The sequence below is a fragment of the Oceanobacillus sp. GQ8 genome (assembly GCF_059758495.1).
In genome coordinates this window covers 546,645-572,738 of record NZ_JCAXEV010000002.1, presented here as the reverse complement: position 1 = coordinate 572,738, position 26,094 = coordinate 546,645, and the positions used below count along the sequence as shown (strand labels likewise).

At 41.7% G+C, this 26,094-nt stretch carries 25 protein-coding genes; 6 read left to right on the top strand and 19 right to left on the bottom strand.

The annotated features are described in order from the left end of the window. Positions 1 to 4: 4 nt before the first annotated feature. From AC6CHS_RS07735 to speE, 10 genes are all read right to left on the bottom strand, one after another. Complete coding sequence (locus AC6CHS_RS07735; protein ID WP_036578520.1) at positions 5 to 643, bottom strand: TetR/AcrR family transcriptional regulator; 639 nt, start codon at positions 641 to 643, stop codon at positions 5 to 7. Positions 644 to 677: 34 nt separating this feature from the next. Continuing rightward, entirely contained in the window at positions 678 to 1,820 is a 1,143-nt protein-coding gene (locus tag AC6CHS_RS07730; RefSeq protein ID WP_498235371.1) for an acyl-CoA dehydrogenase, read from the bottom strand. 15 nt (positions 1,821 to 1,835) lie between these two features. Continuing rightward, the gene (locus AC6CHS_RS07725; protein WP_498235369.1) at positions 1,836 to 2,972 is read right to left on the bottom strand and encodes an acyl-CoA dehydrogenase family protein; all 1,137 of its coding nucleotides are present in this window, start codon (positions 2,970 to 2,972) and stop codon (positions 1,836 to 1,838) included. Between the two features lie 15 nt (positions 2,973 to 2,987). Then, a complete protein-coding gene (locus tag AC6CHS_RS07720; protein WP_498235367.1) occupies positions 2,988 to 3,848 on the bottom strand; it encodes a 3-hydroxybutyryl-CoA dehydrogenase in 861 nt (286 codons plus the stop codon). A 295-nt stretch (positions 3,849 to 4,143) separates the two neighbouring features. After that, entirely contained in the window at positions 4,144 to 5,331 is a 1,188-nt protein-coding gene (locus AC6CHS_RS07715) for an acetyl-CoA C-acetyltransferase (protein ID WP_498235365.1), read from the bottom strand. Between the two features lie 167 nt (positions 5,332 to 5,498). Further along, on the bottom strand, positions 5,499 to 7,607 hold the full coding sequence (locus tag AC6CHS_RS07710) for a (Fe-S)-binding protein (RefSeq protein ID WP_498235363.1): 2,109 nt from the start codon (positions 7,605 to 7,607) through the stop codon (positions 5,499 to 5,501). Positions 7,608 to 8,089: 482 nt separating this feature from the next. Further along, positions 8,090 to 9,760, bottom strand: coding sequence for an arginine--tRNA ligase (gene argS / locus AC6CHS_RS07705; protein ID WP_498235361.1), 1,671 nt, complete (start codon positions 9,758 to 9,760; stop codon positions 8,090 to 8,092). Next, a complete protein-coding gene (locus tag AC6CHS_RS07700; protein WP_498235359.1) occupies positions 9,757 to 10,197 on the bottom strand; it encodes a YwiB family protein in 441 nt (146 codons plus the stop codon). The genes argS and AC6CHS_RS07700 overlap by 4 nt, the downstream gene beginning before the upstream one ends. A gap of 237 nt (positions 10,198 to 10,434) precedes the next feature. Beyond that, positions 10,435 to 11,307: an agmatinase gene (gene speB / locus AC6CHS_RS07695; protein ID WP_498235357.1), complete on the bottom strand. Its 873-nt coding sequence runs from the start codon at positions 11,305 to 11,307 to the stop codon at positions 10,435 to 10,437. A 12-nt stretch (positions 11,308 to 11,319) separates the two neighbouring features. Beyond that, entirely contained in the window at positions 11,320 to 12,147 is an 828-nt protein-coding gene (gene speE / locus AC6CHS_RS07690; protein WP_498235355.1) for a polyamine aminopropyltransferase, read from the bottom strand. Positions 12,148 to 12,287: 140 nt separating this feature from the next. On the opposite strand from speE, the gene AC6CHS_RS07685 reads away from it, so the two are divergent. Further along, a complete protein-coding gene (locus tag AC6CHS_RS07685; protein ID WP_498235353.1) occupies positions 12,288 to 14,315 on the top strand; it encodes a transglycosylase domain-containing protein in 2,028 nt (675 codons plus the stop codon). Positions 14,316 to 14,825: 510 nt separating this feature from the next. On the opposite strand, the gene AC6CHS_RS07680 is transcribed toward AC6CHS_RS07685, so the two are convergent. The 3 genes from AC6CHS_RS07680 to AC6CHS_RS07670 form a co-directional block, all read right to left on the bottom strand. Further along, positions 14,826 to 15,347 (bottom strand): YwhD family protein, encoded by a 522-nt coding sequence (locus AC6CHS_RS07680; RefSeq protein WP_498235351.1) that lies wholly within the window; start codon positions 15,345 to 15,347, stop codon positions 14,826 to 14,828. Positions 15,348 to 15,410: 63 nt separating this feature from the next. Beyond that, positions 15,411 to 15,914 (bottom strand): YwgA family protein, encoded by a 504-nt coding sequence (locus AC6CHS_RS07675; RefSeq protein WP_379551390.1) that lies wholly within the window; start codon positions 15,912 to 15,914, stop codon positions 15,411 to 15,413. Next, on the bottom strand, positions 15,895 to 17,223 hold the full coding sequence (locus tag AC6CHS_RS07670; RefSeq protein ID WP_498235349.1) for an HD domain-containing protein: 1,329 nt from the start codon (positions 17,221 to 17,223) through the stop codon (positions 15,895 to 15,897). Before AC6CHS_RS07670 ends, AC6CHS_RS07675 begins: the two co-directional genes overlap by 20 nt. 118 nt (positions 17,224 to 17,341) lie before the next feature. Here AC6CHS_RS07670 and AC6CHS_RS07665 point away from each other — a divergent pair, with 118 nt between their 5' ends. Both AC6CHS_RS07665 and AC6CHS_RS07660 read left to right on the top strand, forming a co-directional pair. Further along, a complete protein-coding gene (locus AC6CHS_RS07665) occupies positions 17,342 to 18,184 on the top strand; it encodes a lipoate--protein ligase family protein (protein ID WP_498235347.1) in 843 nt (280 codons plus the stop codon). A 315-nt stretch (positions 18,185 to 18,499) separates the two neighbouring features. Then, entirely contained in the window at positions 18,500 to 19,225 is a 726-nt protein-coding gene (locus AC6CHS_RS07660; RefSeq protein ID WP_498235345.1) for a DUF4181 domain-containing protein, read from the top strand. A gap of 89 nt (positions 19,226 to 19,314) precedes the next feature. Here the strand turns inward: AC6CHS_RS07660 and pta are convergent, their stop codons facing one another. Then, positions 19,315 to 20,289, bottom strand: coding sequence for a phosphate acetyltransferase (pta, locus tag AC6CHS_RS07655; RefSeq protein ID WP_498235343.1), 975 nt, complete (start codon positions 20,287 to 20,289; stop codon positions 19,315 to 19,317). Positions 20,290 to 20,515: 226 nt separating this feature from the next. Here pta and hemQ point away from each other — a divergent pair, with 226 nt between their 5' ends. The 3 genes from hemQ (at position 20,516) to AC6CHS_RS07640 (ending at position 22,406) form a co-directional block, all read left to right on the top strand. Next, the gene (gene hemQ, locus AC6CHS_RS07650; RefSeq protein WP_498235341.1) at positions 20,516 to 21,265 is read left to right on the top strand and encodes a hydrogen peroxide-dependent heme synthase; all 750 of its coding nucleotides are present in this window, start codon (positions 20,516 to 20,518) and stop codon (positions 21,263 to 21,265) included. Between the two features lie 297 nt (positions 21,266 to 21,562). Next, positions 21,563 to 22,036, top strand: coding sequence for a spore coat protein GerQ (gerQ, locus tag AC6CHS_RS07645; protein ID WP_498235339.1), 474 nt, complete (start codon positions 21,563 to 21,565; stop codon positions 22,034 to 22,036). A gap of 118 nt (positions 22,037 to 22,154) precedes the next feature. Then, complete coding sequence (locus AC6CHS_RS07640; RefSeq protein ID WP_498235337.1) at positions 22,155 to 22,406, top strand: hypothetical protein; 252 nt, start codon at positions 22,155 to 22,157, stop codon at positions 22,404 to 22,406. Here the strand turns inward: AC6CHS_RS07640 and AC6CHS_RS07635 are convergent. The 5 genes from AC6CHS_RS07635 to ctaD all read right to left on the bottom strand — a co-directional run bounded on the left by AC6CHS_RS07635 (position 22,401) and on the right by ctaD (position 26,078). Next, the gene (locus tag AC6CHS_RS07635; RefSeq protein WP_498235335.1) at positions 22,401 to 22,769 is read right to left on the bottom strand and encodes a DUF423 domain-containing protein; all 369 of its coding nucleotides are present in this window, start codon (positions 22,767 to 22,769) and stop codon (positions 22,401 to 22,403) included. The genes AC6CHS_RS07640 and AC6CHS_RS07635 overlap by 6 nt on opposite strands. Positions 22,770 to 22,787: 18 nt before the next feature. Further along, positions 22,788 to 23,087 carry a YwdI family protein gene (locus AC6CHS_RS07630; protein ID WP_498235333.1) on the bottom strand — a complete coding sequence of 100 codons (300 nt, stop codon included), beginning with the start codon at positions 23,085 to 23,087 and terminating at the stop codon, positions 22,788 to 22,790. 155 nt (positions 23,088 to 23,242) lie between these two features. Further along, positions 23,243 to 23,380: a hypothetical protein gene (locus AC6CHS_RS07625; protein ID WP_199848498.1), complete on the bottom strand. Its 138-nt coding sequence runs from the start codon at positions 23,378 to 23,380 to the stop codon at positions 23,243 to 23,245. Between the two features lie 213 nt (positions 23,381 to 23,593). Continuing rightward, a complete protein-coding gene (locus AC6CHS_RS07620; RefSeq protein ID WP_498235332.1) occupies positions 23,594 to 24,166 on the bottom strand; it encodes a cytochrome c oxidase subunit 3 in 573 nt (190 codons plus the stop codon). Between the two features lies 1 nt (position 24,167). Next, positions 24,168 to 26,078, bottom strand: a complete 1,911-nt coding sequence (gene ctaD / locus AC6CHS_RS07615) for a cytochrome c oxidase subunit I (RefSeq protein ID WP_498235330.1) — start codon at positions 26,076 to 26,078, stop codon at positions 24,168 to 24,170. Positions 26,079 to 26,094: the final 16 nt, after the last annotated feature.

Genomic DNA, 26,094 nt, shown 5'->3' with positions numbered 1-26,094 from the left:
GCTTTTACTTCTCTCCTTTCTTAGGTGCCCCAATCGATAAGGAACGCAAAATAAACTGGGTCTGCCGTTCAATATATTCTTCCAAGGTAAATTGCCGTTGCAGCATCCAACGACGAAAGCTCCACATTTGTCCTTGAATAAAAATGTTATTTGCCATAAGCATTGCATCCTTTGATGAAATGCTTTCTTCCGGCAAACAGGTCACAATCACCTTTTCTAACATTTGCACCATTTCTCTTTCCTTTTGCAGGACATACTCTTTCGTGTCCTTTTTCAGTGATTTCACTTCTTGGTACATAATGACAATCTCTTCCTGCATTTCATCCATTAAACGAAAATACGCTTCGGTTACGGACACAAGCTTTTCAAGTGGAGAACCATGGACATTAATGACCTTCTCAAGTCGTACTTGGACCTGGTCATAGATAGAGTCACACACAAGAAACAAAACGTCTTCCTTTGTTCGGATATATTCATAAAGTGTGCCAATACTGAAGCCTGATTCTTTGGCAATTTCTCGAGTTGTTGTTCGGTGGAACCCTTTTTCTTTAAACAGGTTAAGGGCACCTTTAATCATTTGTTTGCGCCTTTTCTCTACTAACCCTTTATCTTTTACCGCTGAAAAAACCTGCTCCTCGGCCACCGAGCACCCCCCCTTCTCTTCAGCAAACGCTTTTTTAGGCTTTGGTCAACATACGACCAATGACGAGCCGCTGAATTTCATTGGTTCCCTCGTAGATTTGCGTTATTTTGGCGTCCCGCATATACCTTTCAACAGGATAATCTTTGGTGTAACCATACCCGCCAAAGACTTGCACTGCCTCTACCGTGATTCGCATTGCTGCATCACCTGCAAATAGTTTCGACATAGCAGAAGCTTTCCCGTACGGAAGGCCCTCGGATTCCAACCAGGCCGCCTGATAGGTTAATAGTCTCGATGCTTCGACCTCTGTCGCCATATCTGCCAGCTTAAAGGAGATTCCTTGATTCGTTGCGATCGGCTTGCCAAACTGCTCTCTTTCCTTTGCATAGCCAACAGCTGCATCCAGTGCACCTTGAGCAATGCCAAGAGCTTGGGCCGCAATCCCGTTTCGTCCACCATCCAACGTCGTCATGGCAATTTTAAATCCTTCCCCTTCTTCACCAAGCAAGTTTTCCTTTGGTATCCGACAATTTTCAAAAATAAGCTCTGTTGTCGGTGAAGAGCGAATTCCTAACTTCTTCTCTTTTTTCCCAAAGGTAAACCCGTCCGTGCCTTTTTCTACGATGAAAGCACTAATCCCTTTATGTTTTGCATCCGTGTCTGTCTTAGCAAACACAATGTAAATATCTGCTACACCACCATTGGTGATCCATACCTTGCTGCCATTTAAGATGTAATTGTTTCCATCTTCCTTTGCTGTCGTTTTCATCGAAACAACGTCACTTCCGGCACCCGGTTCTGACAGCGCATATGCACCTAATGCTTCTCCTGTGGCCAGCCGCTTAAGAAACGTCGTTTTCTGCGTTTCATTGCCGTATGTATAAATCGGCCAGCTTGCCAACGACAGATGTGCTGAAAGTGTTACGCCTGTTGAGGCACATACGCGCGATAATTCCTCTACTGCAATACAATAGCTGACATAGTCTGCACCAATTCCGCCATACTCTTCAGGCCATGGAATGCCTGTTAGGCCAAGCTCTGCCATTTTGTCAAAAATCTCCCGGTCAAATCGTTCCTCTTCATCTCGTTCAGCAGCAGTTGGCTCCACTTCTTTTTCCGCGAAACTACGAACCATTTTACGTAGCATTTCTTGTTCTTCGGTTAATTGAAAATTCATTGCTTCATCCCCCAATCATTTCTTTAACAATTCTTTGGCAATCACCATATGTTGAATTTCGTTGGTTCCTTCGTAGATCTCCGTCACCTTAGCATCTCGAAAAAGTCGCTCAGCAGGATAATCCTCTGTGTACCCGTAACCACCAAGTACCTGCACCGCTTCAATGGCGTTTTTCACAGCTGTCTTGGATGCAAACATTTTCGCAATCGATACTTCTTTTGAGCACGAGACACCTTCTTGCACCAGGGAGGCTGCTTGATAGGTTAATAAACTTGCCGCTTCAGCAGCCGTCGCCATATCAGCTAATTTAAAGGCAATTCCCTGATTTGCTGCAATCGGTTTTTGAAATTGCTGGCGTTCTTTCGCATATTCTGTGGCAAGTTCGACCGCCGCCTCTGCGATCCCCAACGCCTGGGCAGCAATCCCAATTCGGCCAACATGAAGGTTTTTCATCGCTATTTTATAGCCATCCCCTTCGTTACCAAGCAACTGCCTCTTGGAAACCCGACAATTTTCCAATGTTAGTGGTACGGTGGAGGACCCATTGAGCCCCATTTTCCTTTCTTCTTTTCCAATTTCAAGTCCTGGCATATTTCGTTCTAAAATGAAGGCACTAAGCGCAGTAGAACCCTCTCCTGTACGAGCAAACGTAATAAAGGTATCTGCATGGCCACCATTTGTAATAAATACTTTTGCCCCGCTTAGGATGTAATGATCGCCATCCCTCTTAGCTCTCGTTTTTATACTGGAAGCGTCAGAACCCGCGCTAGGCTCTGTTAATGCAAAAGCTCCCAGGAATTCTCCACTAGCCAGTTTCGGCAAATAATATTGCTTCTGCTGATCAGTCCCAAAATAAAGGATCGGATTCGTTCCAACCGAGGTATGCACAGAAAGAATTACACCCAAGGAAGCGCTTACTTTAGAAAGCTCATGAATTGTTCTTACATAAGAAATAAAGTCCATCCCACTTCCACCATATTCCTCTGGTATGGGGATGCCGAGTAGTCCAAGCTCTGCCATCTCCCCAATAAGTTCTTTAGGAAATCGATGCTCTCTTTCCATGCGTTCTATCTCTGGTGCCACCTTTTTTTTTGCAAAATCGCGTACCATCTTGTGAAGCATGGTCTGTTCTTCCGTAAAATGAAAGTCCATCTCTATCCCCCCTGTCTATCCTGTTGTTTTTTCATATTGGTAAAAGCCACGGCCAGTCTTTTTCCCAAGCCAGCCTGCCTGGACATACTGCTTTAACAAGGGACATGGTCTATATTTACTATCAGCAAACCCTTCATGTAGCACTTCCATAATGTATAGACATGTGTCTAAACCAATAAAGTCAGCAAGCGTTAATGGGCCCATTGGGTGATTCATACCAAGCTTCATTGATGTGTCGACATCCTCTACTGTTGCTACCCCTTCATATACGGTGAAGATCGCCTCATTAATCATCGGCATTAAAATACGATTAGAGACAAATCCTGGATAATCTTCTACTGACACAGGTACTTTTCCAAGGGCTTTAGCAAGCTCTTCAATTTCTTTAAAAGTTTCATCACTTGTTTGCAAGCCACGGATTATTTCTACTAACTTCATAATGGGTACCGGATTCATAAAATGCATGCCTATCACTTGATCTGGCCTCTTTGTTGTTGCTGCAATTTCTGTGATGGCGAGAGACGAAGTGTTCGTAGCAAGGATAGCATGCTTTGGTGTGATTCCATCTAACTCTTGGAAGACTGCTTTTTTAACCTCCATCTTTTCCACAACCGCTTCAATCACAAGATCACAGTTCGCCGCGTCCTGTAATGACGTAGAGGGCGTTAACCTATTTTGTATAGCTGTTTTCTCCCCTTCTGTCATCCGCCCCTTTTCCACTGCTCTGCCAAGCAGTTTTCCAATGGACTGGAGTCCTTTTTGTACAGCTTCTTCCTTTTGATCGTGTAAGAAAACTTCTAATCCTGCCTGGGCACAAACTTGTGCAATTCCAGCTCCCATTTGACCTGCACCTACTACAAGCACTTTTTTGATCATGCCATCCCTCCTCAATTTATGTAATGAAAATTAGGAAAACTCATGTTAAGGAACCATGATACCCCCGGCTTCCTTTTCCCCTGGGGTATTATGGTTTTTTTCTAGACACAGCGCAGAATACGGCGCTCTTCGCTTTTGTTCGGCTAGCTCCGATCGCCAAAAACTAGGCAGCTTCGAGCACACAGCAACTAGCGCAACTTCCCTCACCTCCGTACGATAAGTCATCATCGATTCGTTTATCTCCTACGGCTCAGTCCAGTTCGTACGTCGCTTAACGTGCGCTCTTCGCTTTTGTTTATTGTTTTGGGACTTCAATGAGTACTGCGTCGCCTTGGCCGCCACCACTGCAGATTGCTGCGATGCCTAGCCCTCCACCACGACGTTTTAGTTCATAGATTAATGTTAGAATAATTCTAGCTCCACTCGCGCCAATTGGGTGCCCTAGCGCAACAGCTCCGCCATTGACATTCACTTTTTCCGGGTCAATTCCGGCTATTTTACCACTTGCCAATGATACTGCAGCGAATGCCTCATTAATTTCAAATAAATCGATGTCGTCCTTAGAGTGGCCCGTTTTTTCTAAAATCTTGTTAATAACAAGACCAGGCGTTTCTGGGAAATCTTCTGCCTCGACTGCTACTTCTGCATGACCGAGCACGTAGGCCATTGGTGCTTTGCCCATTTCCGTTGCTTTCTCTTCAGACATAACGACAAATGCACATGCGCCATCATTTACACCAGGTGCATTTCCCGCCGTAATTGTGCCGTTTGGATCAAAGGCTGGACGTAAACTAGCAAGTTTTTCTTGCGTAGTATCTCTTCTAGGCGCTTCATCTGTGTCCACCACTAACGGATCACGTTTGCGCTGTGGTACCTCCACCGCAATAATTTCGTCAGTAAACTTGCCATTGTCGATCGCTTCTACAGCACGCTGATGACTACGATAAGACCACTCATCCTGTGCTTCTCGGCTTAAATCATGTTTACCTGCTGTGGAATTGCCGTAATTCCCCATATGTACCCCTTCAAAAGAGCACGTCAGACCATCATGAATCATCATGTCTTTTACTTGTTTATCACCCATTCGATTTCCCCAACGCGCATCTGGAAGAAAGTATGGCGCATTACTCATGCTCTCCATTCCACCTGCAACAATGATCTCTTCATCTCCTAGTCGGATTAATTGATCAGCAAGTGTCACACTACGAAGACCAGAGGCACATACCTTATTAATTGTCTCGGTTTTTACATTCCATGGTATACCAGCTTCTCTCGCAGCCTGTCGTGACGGGATCTGCCCTTGCCCACCTTGAAGCACGGTTCCCATGATAACTTCGTCAATCTCAGGACCTTCCATTCCAGCTCGTTCTAAAGCAGCTTTTATTGCTTTACCACCCAGTTGGGATGCGGTAAATCCTTTAAGTGCTCCGCCAAACTTACCAAATGGCGTTCTCGCTCCAGACACAATTACAGATTTTCTCATTATCACTACCACCTTTTCTTCTATTTAAAAACGGCTTATTAAACTATCATTCCATACCAAGTAGCTGGATGGAAATTGATTGAACGCTCGCTCAGATTACGTGCATGAAAGAAGAAGGAAGTCTCCCTTCTTCCTCTCTGTCATTTTACCATAGTTATGTTTTCGGATTACGCTGTTTTGCTTTCTGTTTCGGTAAACACAGACAATGCCAGGATCTCTGCAACATCCATTGTGCTTATATCCTCTTCAACATTTTTCGCTTTCGTTCCATCACTAAGCATCGTCAAACAGTAAGGACAAGCGCTGGAGATCATCGTCGGTTGCACAGCAATAGCTTGTTCGGTTCTTGCCACATTGATCCGGTTTCCAGTCGTTTCCTCCGTCCACATCAAGCCACCACCTGCACCACAACACATACCATTCTCTTTATTACGCGTCATCTCTACTAACTCAAGACCTGGTATGGATTTCAAAATTTCTCTAGGTGGATCATACACCCCATTATATCTTCCTAGATAACAGGAATCATGATAAGTGAGTCTTTGCTTTATTTCCCGCTTAGGGGCTAGCTTCCCTTCCATTACCAAATCGTAAAGCATTTGCGTATGATGATAGACTTCTGCTTCAAACCCAAAATCGGGATATTCATTTTTAAAGATATTGTATGCATGCGGGTCAATCGTCACGATTTTAGTTACACCATTTTTCTCAAATTCTTTTATATTTTTCTCCGTAATCTCTTGGAATAAAAATTCATTTCCAATGCGCCTTGCCGTATCTCCAGAATTTGCTTCCTTGTTCCCAAGAATTGCAAATTGGATGCCTGCCTGGTTCATAAGCTTGGCAAAAGCGAGCGCGATTTTCTGGCTGCGGCTATCATAAGCCCCCATCGAGCTAACCCAGAATAGATAGTCAAATTCCTTCTCTTCTTTTTTCAGTTCTTTTACTGTTGGAATATAAGCTGTCTCATCAAGTTCCCGCCATTTCACACGGTCCTTTTTCGACAGTCCCCATGGGTTTCCTTGACGTTCAATATTCATTACAGCACGCTGTACATCTTGATCCATTTTTCCTTCTGTCATAACAAGATAGCGGCGCAAATCAATGATCGTACCAACGTGTTCATTATTTACTGGACAAGCATCCTCACAGTTCCGACATGTCGTACAACCAGAAAGCTCTTCTGCTGTAATAACATCGCCAATTAAACTAGCATGTTGCACTGTGGCTGCTGCTTCTTCATTTGAAGTAGCTTGATTTCCTTGTGTACCTGAAAACGCGTAAGCTGGAACCCAAGGTGATTTCCCTGTGACAGAAGCACCTTTTTCTGTTAGGTGGTTCCGTAGTTTTACCATGATATCCATCGGGGAAAGCATTTTGCCTGTTCCAGATGCTGGACAGACATCGGTACAGCGACCACATTCTACACATGCGTAAAAATCTATCATCTGATGTTGTTCAAAGTCCTCTATCTTCCCAACACCAAAGGATATCTCTTCCTCGCTTTCCTCTGCTTCCTCATCAATATCGAAATCAAGTTTTTTCAGCTTACCCGGCACCCGTTTACTAAGAAATACATTTATCGGGGCAGCTATTAAATGGGCATGCTTGGATTGTGGAACGTAAACAAGGAAGGACAGTAATGTAATGGTATGAACCCACCATGCAATGAAAAAGACAACCATTGCAGCAGTTGGTGACATCCAACTAAATGCTCCTGCTATTAAACTAGCAATAGGCTCTGTCCATGTCATTTCATGACCGTGCCAGATTTGCGCCATTCCGTTTCCAACAAGCACTGACACCATTAAACTACCAATAAAAATAAGAACTAGACCTGCTTTAAATCCGCGCTTCAAACGGACAAGCTTTTCCATATAACGACGATAAAAAGCCCAACCAACAGCAACAAGAATCATCAACGTTACAAGCTCTTGGAAAAATACAAAGCCTGGATAAAAGATTCCAAACGGCAAATGGTTGCCCGGTGAAATTCCTCTTACAATAAAATCAATGGCACCGAACTGAACAAGAATAAAACCATAGAACATCATGACATGAATCGTGCCAGACTTCTTATCTTTTAAAAGCTTTGATTGCCCAAATACAATTTTACCTATCCTGCGAAACCGCTCTTTATACTGTCGGTCAAACTCTGATTTTTTCCCAAGTCGAATGTACGCTATCCTAGTCGCTACAACTCTAGCGAATAAATACAGGCCATATAGTGTGATGGCTGCAAAGGCTAATCCGTTTATTAGCAAAAATGTCTCCATTATCCGCTCCCCCTCTGTCATTTCTTTGTATGTCTCCTATCCCCAAAAGATGTTAGCGATTTCATTTTTGTGAATAGTGAAAAATAAATACCTTCTATCTCTACTTTAAACGATGAATGATCATTCAGTCAACTTAAATTCTGTAAAATATTCGTCATAAGGGACAAGATACATCTGCTTCTAATTAAAGCCACAATCTGACATTTTGTTTAATCTGATATTTGTTACTTGCAAAGTGGACTCCAGCCTTTCTCAGACGATACTCTCGCATTCCCGGCCGATGTTCAGCCTTTCTCAGGCGATACTCCAGCATTCCCGGCCGATGTTTAATCTTTCTCGGACGATGGTCCCGCATTCCCGGCCGATGTTTAATCTTTCTCAGGCGATACTACCCCATTCTCTGGCAATGCTACCATGCTCTTTATTGCTAAGCAAAAAGCCGAGCTGATCAGCCCGGCTTTTACTATATAAATTATCTTACATTACATTTTTTCTGGTGCAGTAACAGCAATTAACTTTAATGCGTTTTGCAATACGGTTCTTACTGCTTTCATCAAGGCTATACGCGCATGTGTCAGCTCTTTATTAGATTCGTCTAGAACCTTTTCAGCGTTATAAAAGCTGTGTAACAATGTCGCTAGGTCATACACATACTGTGTGACTTTATGAGGTGTTTGCTTTTCTGCCGCATCTGCAACAGTTTGCGGGAATTCACCAAGTTTTTTCAGTAGGTCTACTTCTTTCTCAGCTGTTAGCAGACTTGCATCATAGCCCGCTTCCACCTCGTATCCCTTGCTTTCCGCCTGCTTCAGCATTGTACAGATCCGTGCATGGGCGTATTGTACGTAGAATACTGGGTTGTCATTGGATTGTGAACGCGCTAAATCCATGTCAAAATCAAGCTGTGAATCATTTGAGCGCGTTACAAAATAGTAACGAACGGCATCGACGCCCACTTCTTCCATTAATTCTCGAAGTGCTACTGCTTTACCTGTCCGTTTACTCATACGTAGTTTCTCGCCATTTTCAAATAGGTTAACCATTTGTATGATTTTCACATCAAATTTTTCCACTGGATAGCCTAATGCCTGAATGGCTGCCCGCATTCTTGGAATATAACCATGATGATCGGCGCCCCATACATTAATAATTTTATTAAATCCACGATCCAGTTTGTTTTTATGATAGGCAATGTCTGGAGTTAGATAGGTATAGCTACCATCCTGTTTCTTCAGAACACGGTCTTTATCGTCCCCGAAATCTGTAGTGCGGAACCAGGTCGCATCATCTTTCTCATACACATAGTTGCCGTTTTTCAATACATCAAGTGCATCCGTAATTTTATCATCCTTATACAAAGAACGTTCAGAGAACCAGTTATCAAAATGCACACGGAATTCTGCTAAGTCTTCTTCAATTTTACCTAGTTCATACTTTAATCCATATTCCTTAAAGAAGGCCAGACGCTCAGACTGTTCTTTCTCAGCCCAGCTTTCGCCATGCTCCTCTGCTAGCTTTTCGCCAATCTTAACGATGTCTTCACCGTGATAGCCATCTTCAGGCATCGCAGCGTCTTTTCCAAGTGCCTGGAAATAACGCGCATCGACTGACAATGCCAAGTTATCAATCTGGTTTCCTGCATCGTTAATATAATATTCGCGTTCCACTTGGTAGCCAGCAGCATTTAGCACATTACAAAGTACGTCTCCAAAAGCTGCGCCACGAGCGTGGCCTAAATGTAGATCGCCTGTAGGATTAACCGAAACGAATTCTACTTGAACCTTTTCACCTTGACCAGCATTTGTTCTTCCGTATGATGCTTGGTCTTTTAGAATGGTTGGAATGATTTCACCGAGAAAATCATTTTTCATGAAAAAGTTAATGAATCCAGGACCAGCAATTTCCACTTTTTCGATGGAAGCTTTTGTATTGTCTAAGTTAGCAGTAATGTCTTCTGCTATTTGTCTAGGAGCCTTTTTGGCAATTCTAGCCAGCTGCATCGCAATATTTGTTGCAAAATCACCATGTGCTTTGTCTTTTGGTTTTTCGAGAACAATCGAAGGGAGCTCCTCTTCTGTCGCTAGTTCAGCTTGTATGACAGCTGTTGCTATTGCTTGTTTTAATGTTTCTTCCGTTTGGGCCAACACGTTCATTTGGCACCCTCCTCTATAATTGTAAGTTTGATCTCATGGCTACGTTCATCCTGGCCATTTAATTTAACTGTGTAATCTATTTTTAAACGCCCTTCAGAATGGTCTGTGGGTGCATTATAGCTGATTGTTTGGGTAGATGTTTCCATATGCATGCTACCATAAGGGTGCTTCAGCATATTTTCGGTAATGTGACCTTGCTGAAATTGCTGATTCATACTAACATCACCAGTTCGCTTAATACTCACTTTATCTGGCTGTATGGTAATCAGATTTTTTGTCGAAGAACCATTCTCGTCCTGCTCTTCATAGCGCAGCACATCCAACTTGCCTTTTTGAAAAAATTCGGCCGTATGCTTCATCTGGCTTTTTTCCACATTTCCATTGTCTTCAATGGAGGTAGAAAGCTCAATCATGACTTGCCGTCCTTGTTGTGTCATCAAATCTCCTCAATCGTAAAAAATCATATAATGACCTATTATATCGTTAATCAGGGGGGAAATGCCAGAACTACCTTCAAAATTCCTGAATTTGCATCCTATTGAAGGCGGCTGGAATGTTGATTGTACTTCTCGCATAATTAATTGAACTGCTTACGTAGAATGGTTAACCAGGGGTTTTAATAACCTAACACACCGAAATAAAAAGCCTCCACCCGCAGGTAGAGGCTTTAATTTTTATTTCACCCAACCGAGCAGCATTTCACGCACAAATTTGCTTGCTGCAATAGCTGTCTTTTCTGAATGGTCATAGGCTGGTGCAACTTCTACGAGGTCTGCTCCGATAACCTTCACTTCAGACTCGGCAATCAGTTGAATTGCTTTTAGCAACTCTTTGGAGGTAATTCCACCAGCTTCGGCTGTACCGGTACCTGGAGCAAAAGCAGGGTCCAATACATCAATATCGATGGTGACATAAACCTTTCGTCCTGCAAGCTGTGGTAATGCTTTTGCTAATGGGTCCGCTACATCATACTTCGTCATATGCATGCCGCTTTCCTTAGCAAACTGGAATTCTTCTCGCATCCCGGAACGAATTCCAAATGAATAGACGTTCTCTGCACCAAGCAAGCCACAGATTTTTCTTACAGGTGTTGAATGGGATAATGCTTCCCCTTCGTATTCTTCACGAAGATCGGCATGTGCATCTATATGAATTACCGCCATATCCGGATGTACTTCGTGCATTGCCTGTATAACTGGCCAGGTAACTAAATGCTCTCCCCCAATACCAAGCGGGAATTTCCCATCTGCATTAAGCCTTGTCACATACTTACGAATCTCGTCCAAGCTACGCTGGGGATTGCCAAATGGTAGTGGAATATCTCCTGCATCAAAATAGGAAACTTCCTCTAAATGCTTGTCCATGTACGGGCTGTATTCTTCCAGCCCAATAGAGGCCTCTCGAATACGTCCAGGGCCAAATCGTGAACCAGGGCGAAAGCTCACTGTCCAGTCCATTGGCATGCCGTAAATGACAGCCTGTGCTTTTTCGTAATCATTTCCTGACATAATAAACACTTTTCCTGAGTACGCCTCATCGAATCGCATGGAATCCCTCCTCTATTTCAATAAATCTGACACAAACCTTGGCAACGCAAAGGAAGCGGTATGCAGTTCTGGTGTGTAGTATTTCGTTTCGATTTCATGGAAACGTTCTGGCTTCACTTTTAGCGGATCGTGTATTTTGCTTCCCATTGTAAATGTCCACAGCCCACTTGGGTACGTAGGAATATTAGCAGTATATAGCTTTGTAACAGGGAAGATCTTTTTCACATCATGGTATACCTGATGAATGAGGTCCGCTTTAAACCACGGGTTGTCCGTCTGTGCAACGAAAATGCCATCATCCTTTAAAGCATCCTTTATCCCGCTGTAAAAACCTTCTGTAAAGAGGTTAACCGCCGGGCCAACAGGCTCTGTGGAATCCACCATAATGACATCAAATTCACGCTTGCTGTTTGCAATATATAAAAAGCCATCATCGACTTTCACTTCTACTCGCGGATCATCCAATGTTCCAGCAATGGAAGGCAGAAACTTTTTAGAGTACTCGATTACCTGCCCATCAATTTCAACAAGTACTGCCTTTTCGACAGATGGGTGTTTAAGCACTTCACGAATAACCCCACCATCTCCTCCACCCACAACAAGGACATGCTTCGGATTAGGATGGGTAAATAATGGAACGTGGGCAACCATTTCATGGTAGACAAATTCATCCCTCTCTGTTGTCATGACCATATCATCTAGCACAAGCATATTGCCCCATTCTTCTGTTTCTATCATTTGTAGCTCCTGGAAGTCCGTTTTCACAGTAGCTAGTGTTTGTTTTATTTTTGCTGTAATGCCAAAATTGGCTGTTTGATTTTCAGTAAACCACATGCTCATTTTCTTCACTCCTTCATCTATCAAGACAATAAAATTATAGAGAATTTCCACAAAAAGACAAGCTTTTTCTCACATTTTGTTTAGATCTTTTTATCTTTTCCCATACTGATAGAAATGCACACATACTGGAGATACGAATCATGGGAAAAGGAAAGTATAACTTGGGGTCAAAACTCCTATTAAAATTAATCGTGTGGCTAGTGGCAGTTATCCTACTTGGAGCAGGGGCCATCTACCTTACTAGTTTCCTGCTTGGTCCACCAGATTTGCAAATGGATCAGAATACCATTCTTTATAGCACTAATGAAGAAGTGATTGGAGAAGAACGTGGACCGGAATACCGGCAATGGGTTGAACTGAGCGATATGTCAGAGGAAATCATTGCAGCCACGCTACTTACCGAGGATCAGAACTTTTATAATCACCATGGTTTTGATTTGAAACGTATCATGGGGGCAATTGTAAAGGATATCAAAACATGGTCGCTCAAAGAAGGTGCCAGCACTTTAACCCAGCAATATGCAAGGAATCTTTATTTAACCCATGAAAAAAGCCTCACCCGAAAGGTCAAGGAAGCATTTTACACAGTGCGCCTTGAAATGTTTTACTCCAAAGAAGACATTCTGGAGGGCTACTTAAATTCTATTTACTACGGTCACGGAGCATATGGGATCGAAGCCGCTAGTAACTATTTTTTTAATAAACCCGCTACAGATTTAACGGTCGCTGAAGCAGCGATGCTAGCAGGCATTCCAAAGGGACCAACCTATTACTCCCCTCTAAACGATGAAGAAAGGGCGCGAAATCGTCAAAAGCAAATATTGACCAACTTGCTTGATAAAGGGTTCATCGATCAGAAATCTTTTGATTCGGCATTGCGACAGGAATTAATCTATGCTAAAAACAGCCCGAGTAGTCAGGTGAAAATCGCCCTCCATTTTCAAGATACAGTTATCAAGGAAGCCGCTAAGCTACTAGGCAGGAAACAGAATGAAGTCCGGGCAGGCGGTTATTCTATCTATACAACACTTAACACCCAACAGCAAAAGCTACTCGAACAGCAAGTAGAGAAGACAGTACAGCCTGAAACAGAACTGGAGATAGGTGCATTAGCGGTGGATCCTAGCACGGGTGGGATTACTGCCATGCTTGGTGGCAGAGACTATAATCAGAGTCCCTTTAACCGAACAACATCGGCAAAGCGAATGCCTGGATCTTCTTTTAAACCTTTTCTATATTATGCTGCACTTGAAAATGGGTATACGCCCAATACAATGTTGATGAGCAAGCCAACTAGCTTCGAGTTAGCAGATGGCAACGTGTACCAGCCAAGCAACTTTAATGGCTATTATGCAAATGAGCCTATTACGCTAGCACAAGCTATTGCTTTGTCTGATAACGTATATGCGGTAAAAACAAATATGTATCTTGGCCCAGAGAGGCTTGTAGATGCTGCAAGGGAATTTGGTATAACGAGTAAGCTCCCTGCCGTCCCTTCCCTAGCACTTGGGACAGCAACTGTAAATGTGAAAGAAATGGTCACAGCCTATGGCATGCTAGCAAACGGGGGCCATGAACTTCAAGGACATACTATTGAAAAAATTGTCGACCGAGAAGGGAAAACCGTTTATGAACATAATATGAAAAAGGGAAAGCAGAAACTCGACCCAAAGACCACCTTTCTCCTTACCCATCTCTTGACTGGTATGTTTGATAGTGAATTAGATGGCTACATGTCTGTAACTGGGGCGTCTGTTTCAGATCAGCTCTCCAGGATTTATGCCGGAAAGTCCGGAACCACCAATTCTGACAGTTGGATGATTGGTTATAGTCCATCTCTAGTAACGGGGGTGTGGGCAGGCTATGATGATAATCGGCCAATGGAGAAGGTCGCAGAATCTGCTTATACCAAGCAAATCTGGGCAGGATTCATGGAAGCAGCACATGAAGGCCTTCCAATAGAAAATTTCACTGCACCGAGCGGTGTTGTTGGAATTCCTATTGATCCTGTAACAGGACTGCGAGCAACACCCTATTGCGAATCAAGTCGTGTCATGTATTTTGAAAAAGGAACAGAGCCAGAGGGATACTGCACGGAACATTACCATCAAGAAGATAAAAACGAAGAAAAAAGCATGGTGGAACAATTATTTGATTTGTTTCGGTAAAAGAGTTTACGCAAAGACCATAAGCTGAGCTTCTTGCCCTTGTATCTATCTCCCGTTCTTAAAACTCATGCCATTCCGTGCCCTGGAGATTGGTAGACCTAAAAAAAGACAAAAAGAAGCTGATTCCTCCCATCCGATTGGAATCAGCTTCTTTTCGTCCTAGTAATACATGAGTTAGCCCATGTATACATATTTTACAAATTTCAGTACAAAAGCGCAAGCGCCTGTAGTATGGTACATCGACATAAGCCCGACCCGTCCTTGGGTCAAGGCCGGCATAAGTCGCATCCTCCAAACCCATGTACAATTATACTTGTATTGTTTAAACATTGTCACAAAATCGCCACTTTTATCCCGGAACAACCGTCCGTAAGACTCCCACTTCAAATATGAAGTGAAACAGTGATGTTTAAGTGGAAGTAAACGGACGCTAACACCCCGATTCGTTCAACTAACAATCAGTGGGGGAAGAACGCCCCCCCCCTCTGATTGAAGTTTCACTTTATGTCTTTAAATCGAGAGTACTTCTTTTAATTCATCAGTGGAATTAGCCCACATGTCAGGGTCAAATTCAACTAGGAAATCCTTTAAAAGCTTTTTAGATTCCTCATCCATATGCTCTAAAACAATCTTACCTTTTAGGGACTTATCCATATGGGTAACGTGCTCTGGCATAGATTTGTACGCTCGCTTAATTGGACGGTCCACCCTGATTTCACTACCTGCGACACCAGCATAATAGGTTCCATTTTCGTTACGCTCTACATTTACCCAGACAATCCAATAAAGCAAACCGTTCGGGACTTCATCCTTGTTCGGCAAGAACTTAACACGACGCTCAATATCACTTCGTCCATGCATTGCCCCCATGTCGACATAAGCTTTCTTTTCATTGGGGTCCACAATAACAGGTGACATATTCTCCAAACTGATCGTGCCGGCGCCATAACCACCGTGCCCGTCTGTTGAATCGTCCTTTATAATAGTAAAAGCGTTTGGTTTCTTCTTGTTTGAAGAGTTATCAGAACTCATTTCTGGAATCCTCCTTTTTCACTCTTGAATCCCATTTTAGCACAGCAAAAGCGTTGTTTCATCTTAACTGTTTTCATCGCTTATAGAGGCGATAAACGTAATGGCCTCTTCTATCTCATCATCGGTATATTTTTGCTTCGGCTTTACGGTATGCACTTTCTGGATGTTTTCTTCAAGTGGTAAATCATCAAAATAGAGCATTGTTGCCACAAGCTCTAAGAAGCGAGAGCTTTTACCTTTTAGCATCGCTATTTTATTCCCCAAATCAGGCATATCCATAGCAAATTGATCTAAAAAAGACTGGCCGTCATCCGTTATAGAGTAACGATATTGATAATAATTGCTCTTATCTTCCTTTTCCTCTTGAATGAAATGCAGATTACATAGCTCTTCCACACGTAATGTTAATTCCTCTGAATAAGGACCATAAAAATGGAACTGGAATTTCTCCTCGAACGGCAGCTTGCACTTCTGCAGAATATATATCATTTTCTGAAGCTTTTTACGGCCTGTTACCTCGTTTGCTACAGAAAAAAACTGCATTAATTTAGCGTGATTCGTTAGCATCTGTTAACTCCCCTTGCCCGTATAAAATTTCTTTTATCCGTGTTTTCTTTTCCTCGTCAGGCAGACTTTCAAGTAAATCCTTCGGGAAATATAATTTGTGATCGGTTCTTTTTTTACCTGAAATGGATTCCACAATATCTGAGTGGCGTGAAAGCTCCTTCAAATCACCATTTGGCATAAGTAAATGGATAGGCAGTCGTTCTTCCTCTTCTCCTGGACGGTAAAAGTCATATGGCAAATCAGATGAAGAATCAACAACAAGATAGTATTCTGGATCAATTCCTGCATCAGAAAATAGCCTATAGAGCTCCATCCATTCCGCCATTTGTAGATTTGGATTGAACTCAACATACTTAAATAATCTTCTGTTCATAAACCGCTCACAAAGGTCACGTAAAATCTCGTCCTCTTCTTCCTGCCAAAGCTGGAAATAATACGACACGATACCCTCATCAAGCTTTAGGTACTCATCTAATTTCACGTCACCTGTAAAAAAGGAAATAAAGTGAGTCGGCTTCAGTTTGAAGTCAAATTCCTTTGTTTCATACAGATATTTAGCACGATGAAGAATTTTTGTAAGGATAACCTCTGCACTTCTTGTCACAGGATGGAAGTACACCTGCCAGTACATTTGGTATCTACTCATAATGTAATCTTCTACTGCATGCATACCCGTCGCTTTTATGACAACCTGATCCTCTATTGGTCGCATGACCCTTAAAATCCGTTCCATATCAAAGTGGCCGTAGCTTACACCTGTGAAATAGGCATCTCGTTGCAAGTAATCCATTCTGTCTGCATCTATCTGACTTGAAATCAGGCTAACGACAAGCTTATTTTGATACGTTTTGGCAATGACATCCGCCACTTTTTGAGCGAAGCCTTCCTCAACCTGTTCCAGAATCTCATGAACCTTTGTTTCTCCCAAAATTATTTTTTGGGTATATTCCTCGTGATCAAGCTTAAACACTTTTTCAAAGGAATGGGAAAAAGGCCCGTGTCCTAAGTCATGAAGTAAGGCTGCACAAAGACATAGCAATCGCTCGTCATTATTCCAATGCTCTCTCCCTTGGAAGTTATAAATAATTCTTCGTACAATCTCATAAACACCAAGAGAATGGTTGAAGCGACTATGTTCTGCGCCATGAAAGGTATAATTTGTTGTGCCGAGCTGCTTGATTCTGCGCAGTCTTTGAAACTCTGGAGCTGCAATCAAGTCCCAAATCACCCGGTCCTTCACATGGACATATCTATGTACAGGGTCTTTAAAAACTTTTTCTTCTATCAATTGCTCGTCTTTATATGCCATTTATTTTACAACCCGTTTCTGTTCGTTCTTATAATAGTATTATTATATAATAGATAAGCATGATAAAAAAGAGATGTTTCTAATTCTTAAAGAAAGCCTAAACGGTAAAGGAGTACTTATGAAAAATTGGAAAGATATTATCCGACACCAAACATTCCGTTATATTGACCATGCAAATCAACCAACCTTTCATGGTGAAACATATACTGCAATGACCTCCTTCGCTATCGATGATGCGTTGGCATTATCGGTAAGCGACGAGCAGTCCCCACCTGCTGTTCGACTATGGGTACATGATGAAACAATTGTCCTAGGGATACCCGATGGCAAGCTTCCCTATATAGACGAGGGTATTGCATTTCTTCAACAGGCTGGAAAACAAGTCGTGATCCGCAATTCGGGAGGGCTTGCTGTCGCTCTAGATAAAGGGGTATTAAACATTTCCCTAATACTTCCGGGTGTAAAGCAACTCTCCATTCAAGACTGCTATGAAGCCATGGTGAGCTTTGTTCAGTATATGCTACATGATCTGACAGACGCTATAGAAGCTTATGAGATTGTACAATCCTATTGTCCTGGAGACTATGATTTAAGCATAAACGGCAGAAAGTTTGCTGGTATATCACAAAGGCGTGTGAAGGACGGCGCCGCCATTCAAATTTACTTAGATGTAGAAGGAAACAGTAAGGAACGCGCAACACTGATCCAGCAATTTTATGAAATTGGTAAAAAGAATGAGAAGACTTCCTTTAGTTACCCAAATGTCGACCCAAGTGTAATGGGTTCCCTTTCTGAATTACTCGGAATTGATTTGACGGTTCAAGATATGAAGCAACGTGTCACCCAAGCATTGGCAGCTTTCTCAGAGAATGTTGTGACGATGGATTTCTCAGATGTAGAGATATCCCATTTTGAAAAGAGATTAAAACAAATGCACAAACGCAATGAAAAAATTCAATAGATGGCATTATTCTATCCTACTTCGGCCATAACGGGTTAAGGTAGGTTTTTTTATCCCGGTGCAACCGTCCGTAAGACTCCCACTTCAAAACCTGAAGTGAAACCGTGATGTTTAAGTGGGAGTAAACGGACGCTAACACCCCGATTCGTTCAACTAACAATCAGTGGGGGAAGAACGAAAACCCCCACTGATTGAAGTTTCACTTTATGGCGAAAACATTTCCCTCCCCAAGTATGGCACAATCCGTGGCTTTGATATGTTAGGATAAGAGAAAAGAATTGTAGTCGCTTTCACTTCAAGGGGGGGATAGTATTCATGTCTGGAATCTCCATCTTCATCACTTTTATTTTGTTAGGAACACAGCTCGCGAATTATCTGATTCGACAACATTACAATATCGAAGAAGAGAAACAACCTATCGACCACAGACAAAAAATTTTAAAGCGCATTTTTTTATTCCTGCTTATCATGATTGTAACTCTTTTATTCATTTATTCTACCTTGCAATTAACGTTGTTAATAGCAATGGGCGCTTCCATATTCTATACCGGGTACCAATCTCTTGTTGAATATAAATATGCCCAAGAAGAAAAACAATATATTTTTCATTTTGTCCGTATGATTGGATTTGCTATTATCTTTATCAGCATTCTTTTTATTACACAACGAATTATTTCTATTGAGGAAGTCGTACAAGATGAAGAACTATTCGATCCTGGAAAGGTCGAACAACTGGAGATTGAAAACTTTATGTGGAACGGGGATAGAACGAATGAACGGATGATTACCATAGAGGATTCACACTTGATCAATCGTTTGTTTAATACGCTGTTTACCCTAGAGGTTCGCAAAAATCTAGAGGCTAATGAAGACTGGGATGAGATTTATAGTTTAAACATGCAAGATCAACCTATTTATTATATTGATGTTAGTGAGAAGTTGATCAACATCGGCTACACAACCTACGAAATCGTTGGTCAAAATCCTATTTATGAATTGCTTGAGGAAATGGAAGTGGATTGGGAAGAATCAGCATACTAACATTAGGAACCTATTTTATCTATAAAAAAACAGAACAGTTCGAAGCAGGTGCTCCGAATCTGTTCTGCTTTATTTATTTTAGCTATTTATTACTCAGCTGCTTGTGCAGCAGTGATCAATGCAAGTTTGTACACATCATCAGAACTACAGCCACGTGATAGGTCATTTACAGGTTTATTCAACCCTTGTAGAATTGGTCCCACTGCTTCCATGCCACCAATACGCTGGGCAATTTTGTAACCAATGTTCCCTGCTTCTAGACTTGGGAATACAAATACATTAGCATCCCCCTGAATTTCTGCATATGGTGCTTTTTTGCTTGCAACACTTGGAACAAATGCAGCATCAAATTGGAATTCCCCATCAATTACAAGAGATGGATTTTTTTCCTTAGCGACTTGTAAAGCCTCTGTTACCTTTTCTGTTTCTGGAGACTTAGCTGATCCTTTTGTTGAAAAGCTTAGCATTGCAACACGTGGGTCAACGTCAAATAGCTTTGCAGTTTCCGCACTCTCTACAGCAATTTCAGCAAGGTCTTGACTGTCTGGGGTAATGTTAATCGCACAGTCTGCGAATACATATTTCTCATCATCGCGAACCATAATGAACACACCGGAAGTTTTTTTGATGCCTTCCTTGGTTTTGATGATTTGAAGTGCTGGACGTACCGTATCCGCTGTTGAGTGTGCAGCACCACTAACAAGGCCATCTGCCTGGTTCATATAAACGAGCATCGTTCCAAAGTAATTTTCATCAAGTAGAATCTTTTGAGCATCTTCTTTGGTTGCCTTACCTTTACGTCTTTCGACAAACGTTTCCACCATTAGATTGAATTCCGGAAAATCATTTGGATCGATAATGGTAGAAGTAGACACGTCCACCCCTGCTTCTTCTGCTTTTTGCTTCACAGCGGCGCGCTCTCCAATTAAGATGGGTTTCAATACGCCTTCCGCTCCTAGTTGGCTAGCAGCCGTAAGAATTCGCTCATCTGTGCCTTCTGGGAACACAATGCTTTTGTTGTTTGATGAAACTCTTTCTTTTAATTGATCAAATAATTGACTCATGTTTCTTAACCTCCTGATTGCTTGTAGTTAAATTCTAGATGATTTGCATAGTAAATCAAAGAAATTGCTCCTGATGACGGAGTCTTTTTTGACAGACCTATGACAATATATCAAATTTCGAGTGATTTCGTCATCTCATACACAATCTATGTCATGAATATCATTCCCTAATTATGCTATAGTAAAAACATACACATAACAATTATAAATTTAAGGAGAGATAAATATGGTCGAAGCAGTAGAAACCATGGATGGCTGGTATAGTTTGCATGACTTACGTTCCGTTGATTGGAATGCCTGGAAACTGGCTACAGAAGATGAACGCAAACAAGCAATCGACAGCCTTCACAAATTACTCGATAGATGGGAAGCTGTAGAAGAGGCGAAAGACGGCAGCCAGGTTCTTTATAAAGTACTTGGTCAAAAAGCTGATCTCATGTTTATGTTCCTTCGCCCCACTATGGACAAGCTTTCTGAAATGGAAACAGAACTTAGCAAGTCTAAAATGGGTGAGTTTTTGCTACCAGCCCATTCTTACGTATCTGTTGTAGAGCTTTCTAAATACCGTGAGTCGAAAGACGGGATTGATCCAGAAACATTACCTGAAACGCAAGCACGTCTTAAGCCTATTCTTCCTAAATGGGAATATATTTGTTTTTACCCAATGGATAGAAGACGCCAAGGTGATGAAAACTGGTATACATTAGAAAAAAATGTGCGAGCTAAAATGCTTTATGAACATAGCAAAACAGGACGTAAATATGCAGGCAAAGTGAAGCAGATCATTACAGGCTCAATCGGCCTTGATGACTGGGAGTGGGGTGTTACCCTATTTGCACACGAACCACTTGAGTTCAAGAAAATCGTGTATGAAATGCGCTTCGATGAAGTGAGCTCCAAATACGGCGAATTTGGTGAATTCTTTGTAGGAAACCATCTTCCAAAAGAGCATCTTCGGACCTATCTTTCCATATAAATAGTTAAAAATGGGCTTGCCTAAAAGTCGATACGTCGATTAGGCAGCCCTTTTCTTTTAATTTCTCTTCTTTTTCTTTTTGCATATCTGCCCACTTTCCTACATATCTATTAATAGTGAGTTTTGCACCAAGATTTTGCGGAAATGAGGAATGCCTATCAGATAATATCTGTCCACTCAGAAGTTCGATGGAATGTAGGACGTTTTAAGGCACACTGTAATGCCAGCAATGGATTGACTACAAGTCATCCGGTCAGGTGGCCTTGAAAATAGAAGTAATTATTAGGAGGGATTTGCATGAGTGAAAGTCAAGAAAGTCAGGAAAACCAACAAGCACCGCAAGGAAATCAATACCCAAGTTACCCATATTATTATTACCCAACGGCATCCCCAGCATATTACCCTGTCTACAACACACGCCAACAGTATCCACAACAAACCCAGCAGACACAGCAGCAAATGCCTACAGGATCTGAGCAAGGTATGCTTCCACTACAAGAATCTTATATTGAAAATATTCTACGTTTAAATCGTGGCAAGCAGGCAACCGTCTATATGACCTTTGAAGGAAATAGCCAATGGAATGCCAAAGTCTTTAGGGGAATTATTGAAGCTGCAGGTAGAGATCACATTATTTTGAGTGACCCACAATCAGGAAAACGATATTTACTACTTATGGTTTACCTTGATTATGTAACGTTTGATGAAGAGATCAATTATTCTTATCCGTATGGTAATAACTCTTCCATGTCCTCCTATGCACCAAGATAATAGATTGATAAATTGGACTGCGATTTCGACATTTAATAAAAAGGATGACCGGGAAGCTGCATCCCTAGGTCATCCTTTTTCCTAATATTATTCAACTGCCAAGCAAAGGGGTGATCATATGCGGCATCCGCTAGAAAAAATTATCCGCATCGAACTGCTAACCATTGCGCTTGCGTTGGTCATCGGTCTTATTTCCATTATCCAAAGTTATCTATTTCTCACAATAGCAAGTCTGTACCTAGTTGCCTTCAGCTTTGGTTGTTCCGCACTGTTGGAATGGCAATCTCACCAGGCTGCTCAAGGTGCTAAACATGCATTGCGCGCTTTCCTTTTATTCCTGCTTGCAACCTACCTGCTTTTTCAACTATAAATATTTTACGATGGCTGTGCCGATAAGCACCCAACCTACGAGAAAAGCTACGCCACCAATTGGCGTAATCATGGCAAACGTCTTAATAGACGTAACGGAATAAATATAAAGACTACCAGAGAATAAAATAATCCCTGCAAAAAACATGGAGCCTGCCCATACAAGACTACCACTTGTGAACTTAGCCATTAGCAAGCCCGTTACAAGCAATGCCATCGTATGAAACATTTGATAGGTGACTGCTTTTTCCCATGTTGCTATGGCCTTCTCTGATATTCTTCCTTCAAGCCCATGTGCTCCAAAAGCACCAAGCGCGACTGCTAAAAATCCATTAATTACTCCTAGTAGTAAAAATACCTTCATTGCTTTATCCCCTCTCTCTTAAAAGTCAAAGATGGAATCCCCGTTTCCTTCATCATCATCGAGTAATTTATGTTGCTTGTTCGATGGTTTCCCTGTGGCATCTTTCCCCATCATTGCCTTTAGTTCCTCAGTTGAAATATCATCTATCTTTGTTGTTGTATCAGACTGTGTTGTCTGCTCATCCTCTAGGAATAAATCGCATAATAATCTTACACTCCGTACATGCTGTTGCACGATGCGATCATCATATTTATTTGCTTTCGCCTGCTGTAATTCCTTTATCATCTTTTGTATGATGGTTTCATTTGCAACCGCCATCACCATCGCTCCTTCATTAGGTTCATTCGTGCATTTATTATAACACGAGCTAACTAATCGAGAGAACTAAAGCGAAGCAAGTCTAAATTCAAGCGTCCGGTTGTATTTTCCCCAAACTAAAAAACCTTGGATTTCCAAGGTCCCATGTAAAAGAATTAATAATTATTTATAATTTCTTCTTGTTCTGCCGCATAGCGATCATACACCCATTGCAAAAACTGCTCTTCTTTATCCTCAAGCTGTCTGCCCAAACTGTTTGTGGTATCTTCACATATTTGCAAAAAGCTCTCCATTCCGCTACGTTCCCCCCAAGCGTTGACACTTTTGGTCTTGAAGCTATTGTAACCCGTTTTTCTTGTATTGGCAACAAGTAAATCGTTAATTCGCTGAATTTACAGATAACTACTGTTTCTGACATTTCACTTTCGTTTTATTATGACAATCTTTTATCGAGTTGCAGTTTTTGCCATCATATGCTAGTAGCCTACTACAATCAAACGGTCCGATTATAATAAGTATGGTAAGTAAACTATCCCAATGATAAACACCCAGACAATATCAACGAAATGCCAATAGTAAGAGAAAATGCTTAGCTTTTCCGTGAAAAGTGTTAGTGGTATTTGTCGAAAATATTGCGCAAACAGAACAGCCATCCAGCCAATTCCAAACGCCACATGTGCTGCATGGAGACCTACTAGCACATAGTAAGACGACATGAACACATTCGCCCCCATTCCGTGTCCCTCTCTTACAAAGCTTGCAAACTCATATACTTCAAAGCCTAGAAAAATAATAGCAAATAACATCGTTATCCCTAAACCTGTTAAAAAGAAAGCTTGCTTTTCACTCTTTAAAGCCCGCTCTCCTAACCATAAAGTACCACTGCTAGATAAAAGAAAAATAGAGGAAAGAATGACAGTTTTAGCTTCAAACACCTCAGACGGTTGGGGACCATTTGATGCAGGTGTGAAGATTAAATATGTCGCAAAAAGCACCGCAAACATAATTGCCTCCACACCCAGATAAATAAAGAACCCCATTTTTTTATCATTAAATAAAGCTTGTTCAGCACGATTCATCCTATTTCCTCCTTCCATAATGGACTTCACGTTCATCCTTTAATGAACGGACTACAAGCAGTGTAAATAAAATGAAGGCAGATAAAATAGACAGCCAGTACCAGGAAAAGGTAAGACCCAGTGACAAAAAGAAAAGTGTCATGCCGATAAGGAAAGGTAAAATAGATTGCACCTCAAGAGGTGTTGCTCGTACTTGATCCGTTACAGGCATCTTCTTTCCAGCCGACTTTGCAAACCAAAACGAATCGATTCCTTCTACAACAGGCATGGGATCAAACGTATGCTCAGGCGCTGGGGAAGCTACACTCCATTCCAGTGTTCGACCATCCCATGGATCATTTCCAACCTTTCTGCCTTCTTTGTATGTCTTATACACATTCCAAATAGCAAATAACATGCTAATCCCCATCAAAAACGCCCCGACTGTACTCATAAAATTAAGCTCTGCTAATCCGCCTGAATCATCATAGGTATAAACCCGGCGCGGCATTCCCTCCAAACCAGTGATATGCATAGGGAAAAAGGTTAAGTGATAACCAATTAAGAAGGTCCAAAAATGCCACCTACCTAGCTTTTCGTCCAAGATATATCCGGTGATTTTTGGGTACCAGTAATACAACCCAGCAAATACACCCAAAATAGTTGAGGCAATAATTACGTAATGGAAGTGTGCTACTACAAAATGCGTATCATGGAATTGAAAGTCTGCTGCCGATACGGAAAGCATCACTCCTGTTACACCACCCATAACAAAGGATGGAATAAAGCCTAGCGAAAAAAGCATCGGCGTTGTAAAACGAATAACACCCAACCGCATGGTAAATAACCAGTTGAACACTTTAATTCCAGTTGGTACAGCAATTAACATAGTCGTAATGGCAAAGAATGTATTTGCCATTGGACCGAGACCGACTGTAAACATATGATGTGCCCACACCATAAACCCTAAAAAGCCAATCAATGCTACAGACAGCACCATAATCGGGTAACCGAAAACTCTTTTCCTTGAGAAGGTTGAAATAACATCAGAAAAGATACCAAATGCCGGAAGGGCGAGAATATAGACTTCCGGATGACCAAATATCCAGAACAGATGCTGCCAATAAATCGGATTACCCTCTGTTCCTGAGAAAAAGCCTGCGCCAAATAGCCGGTCAAACATTAATAAGTAAAGGGCAATGGCAAGTACAGTAAAAGCGATTAGGATTAAAAATGAAGTAATTAAAGATGTCCAGGCAAACAATGGCATTCTTGTCATTTTCATTCCCGGGGCACGATGGCGCACAATGGTTACAATTAAATTCAGAGCTGTAAAAATCGTCCCTAACCCAGAAATCTGTAAACCAAATATGTAAAAATCACTTCCCGCACCTGGTGTGAATTGCTCTGTTGATAATGGCGCATAGCCTGTCCAGCCAATCTCGGGTGTCATATTAAGAAAGAAGGAGATATTAAAGAATATTGACCCGAAAAAGAACAGCCAGAATCCTACTGCATTTAAGAATGGAAAAGCAAGATCCCTTGCCCCAATTTGCAAGGGTACGACTGTATTCATTAGACCTAAAAGAAGTGGCATTGCCACAAAGAAAATCATCATCGTACCATGTGTTGTAAAAACCTCATTGTACTTTTCACCTTGAAACACCCAAAAATCATTATTAGGAAAAGCTAGCTGTGTGCGGATAAATAATGCATCCAACCCAGCTCGAAAAAAATAAATAATACCAAATAGTATATAGAGGATACCGATTTTACGGTGATTGGTCGTCACCATATACTCCCATATAAGCCCTAAACTTTTCTTCTTCAAGACAAAAAATACCACTATAGCGCCTAATAGGAGGGTGAAAACCCATGCTGCAAGAACATCTGAAGGCAACATAATATTAATCCCAAATAAAGTAAATTTCATTTGTACCACCCCTGCA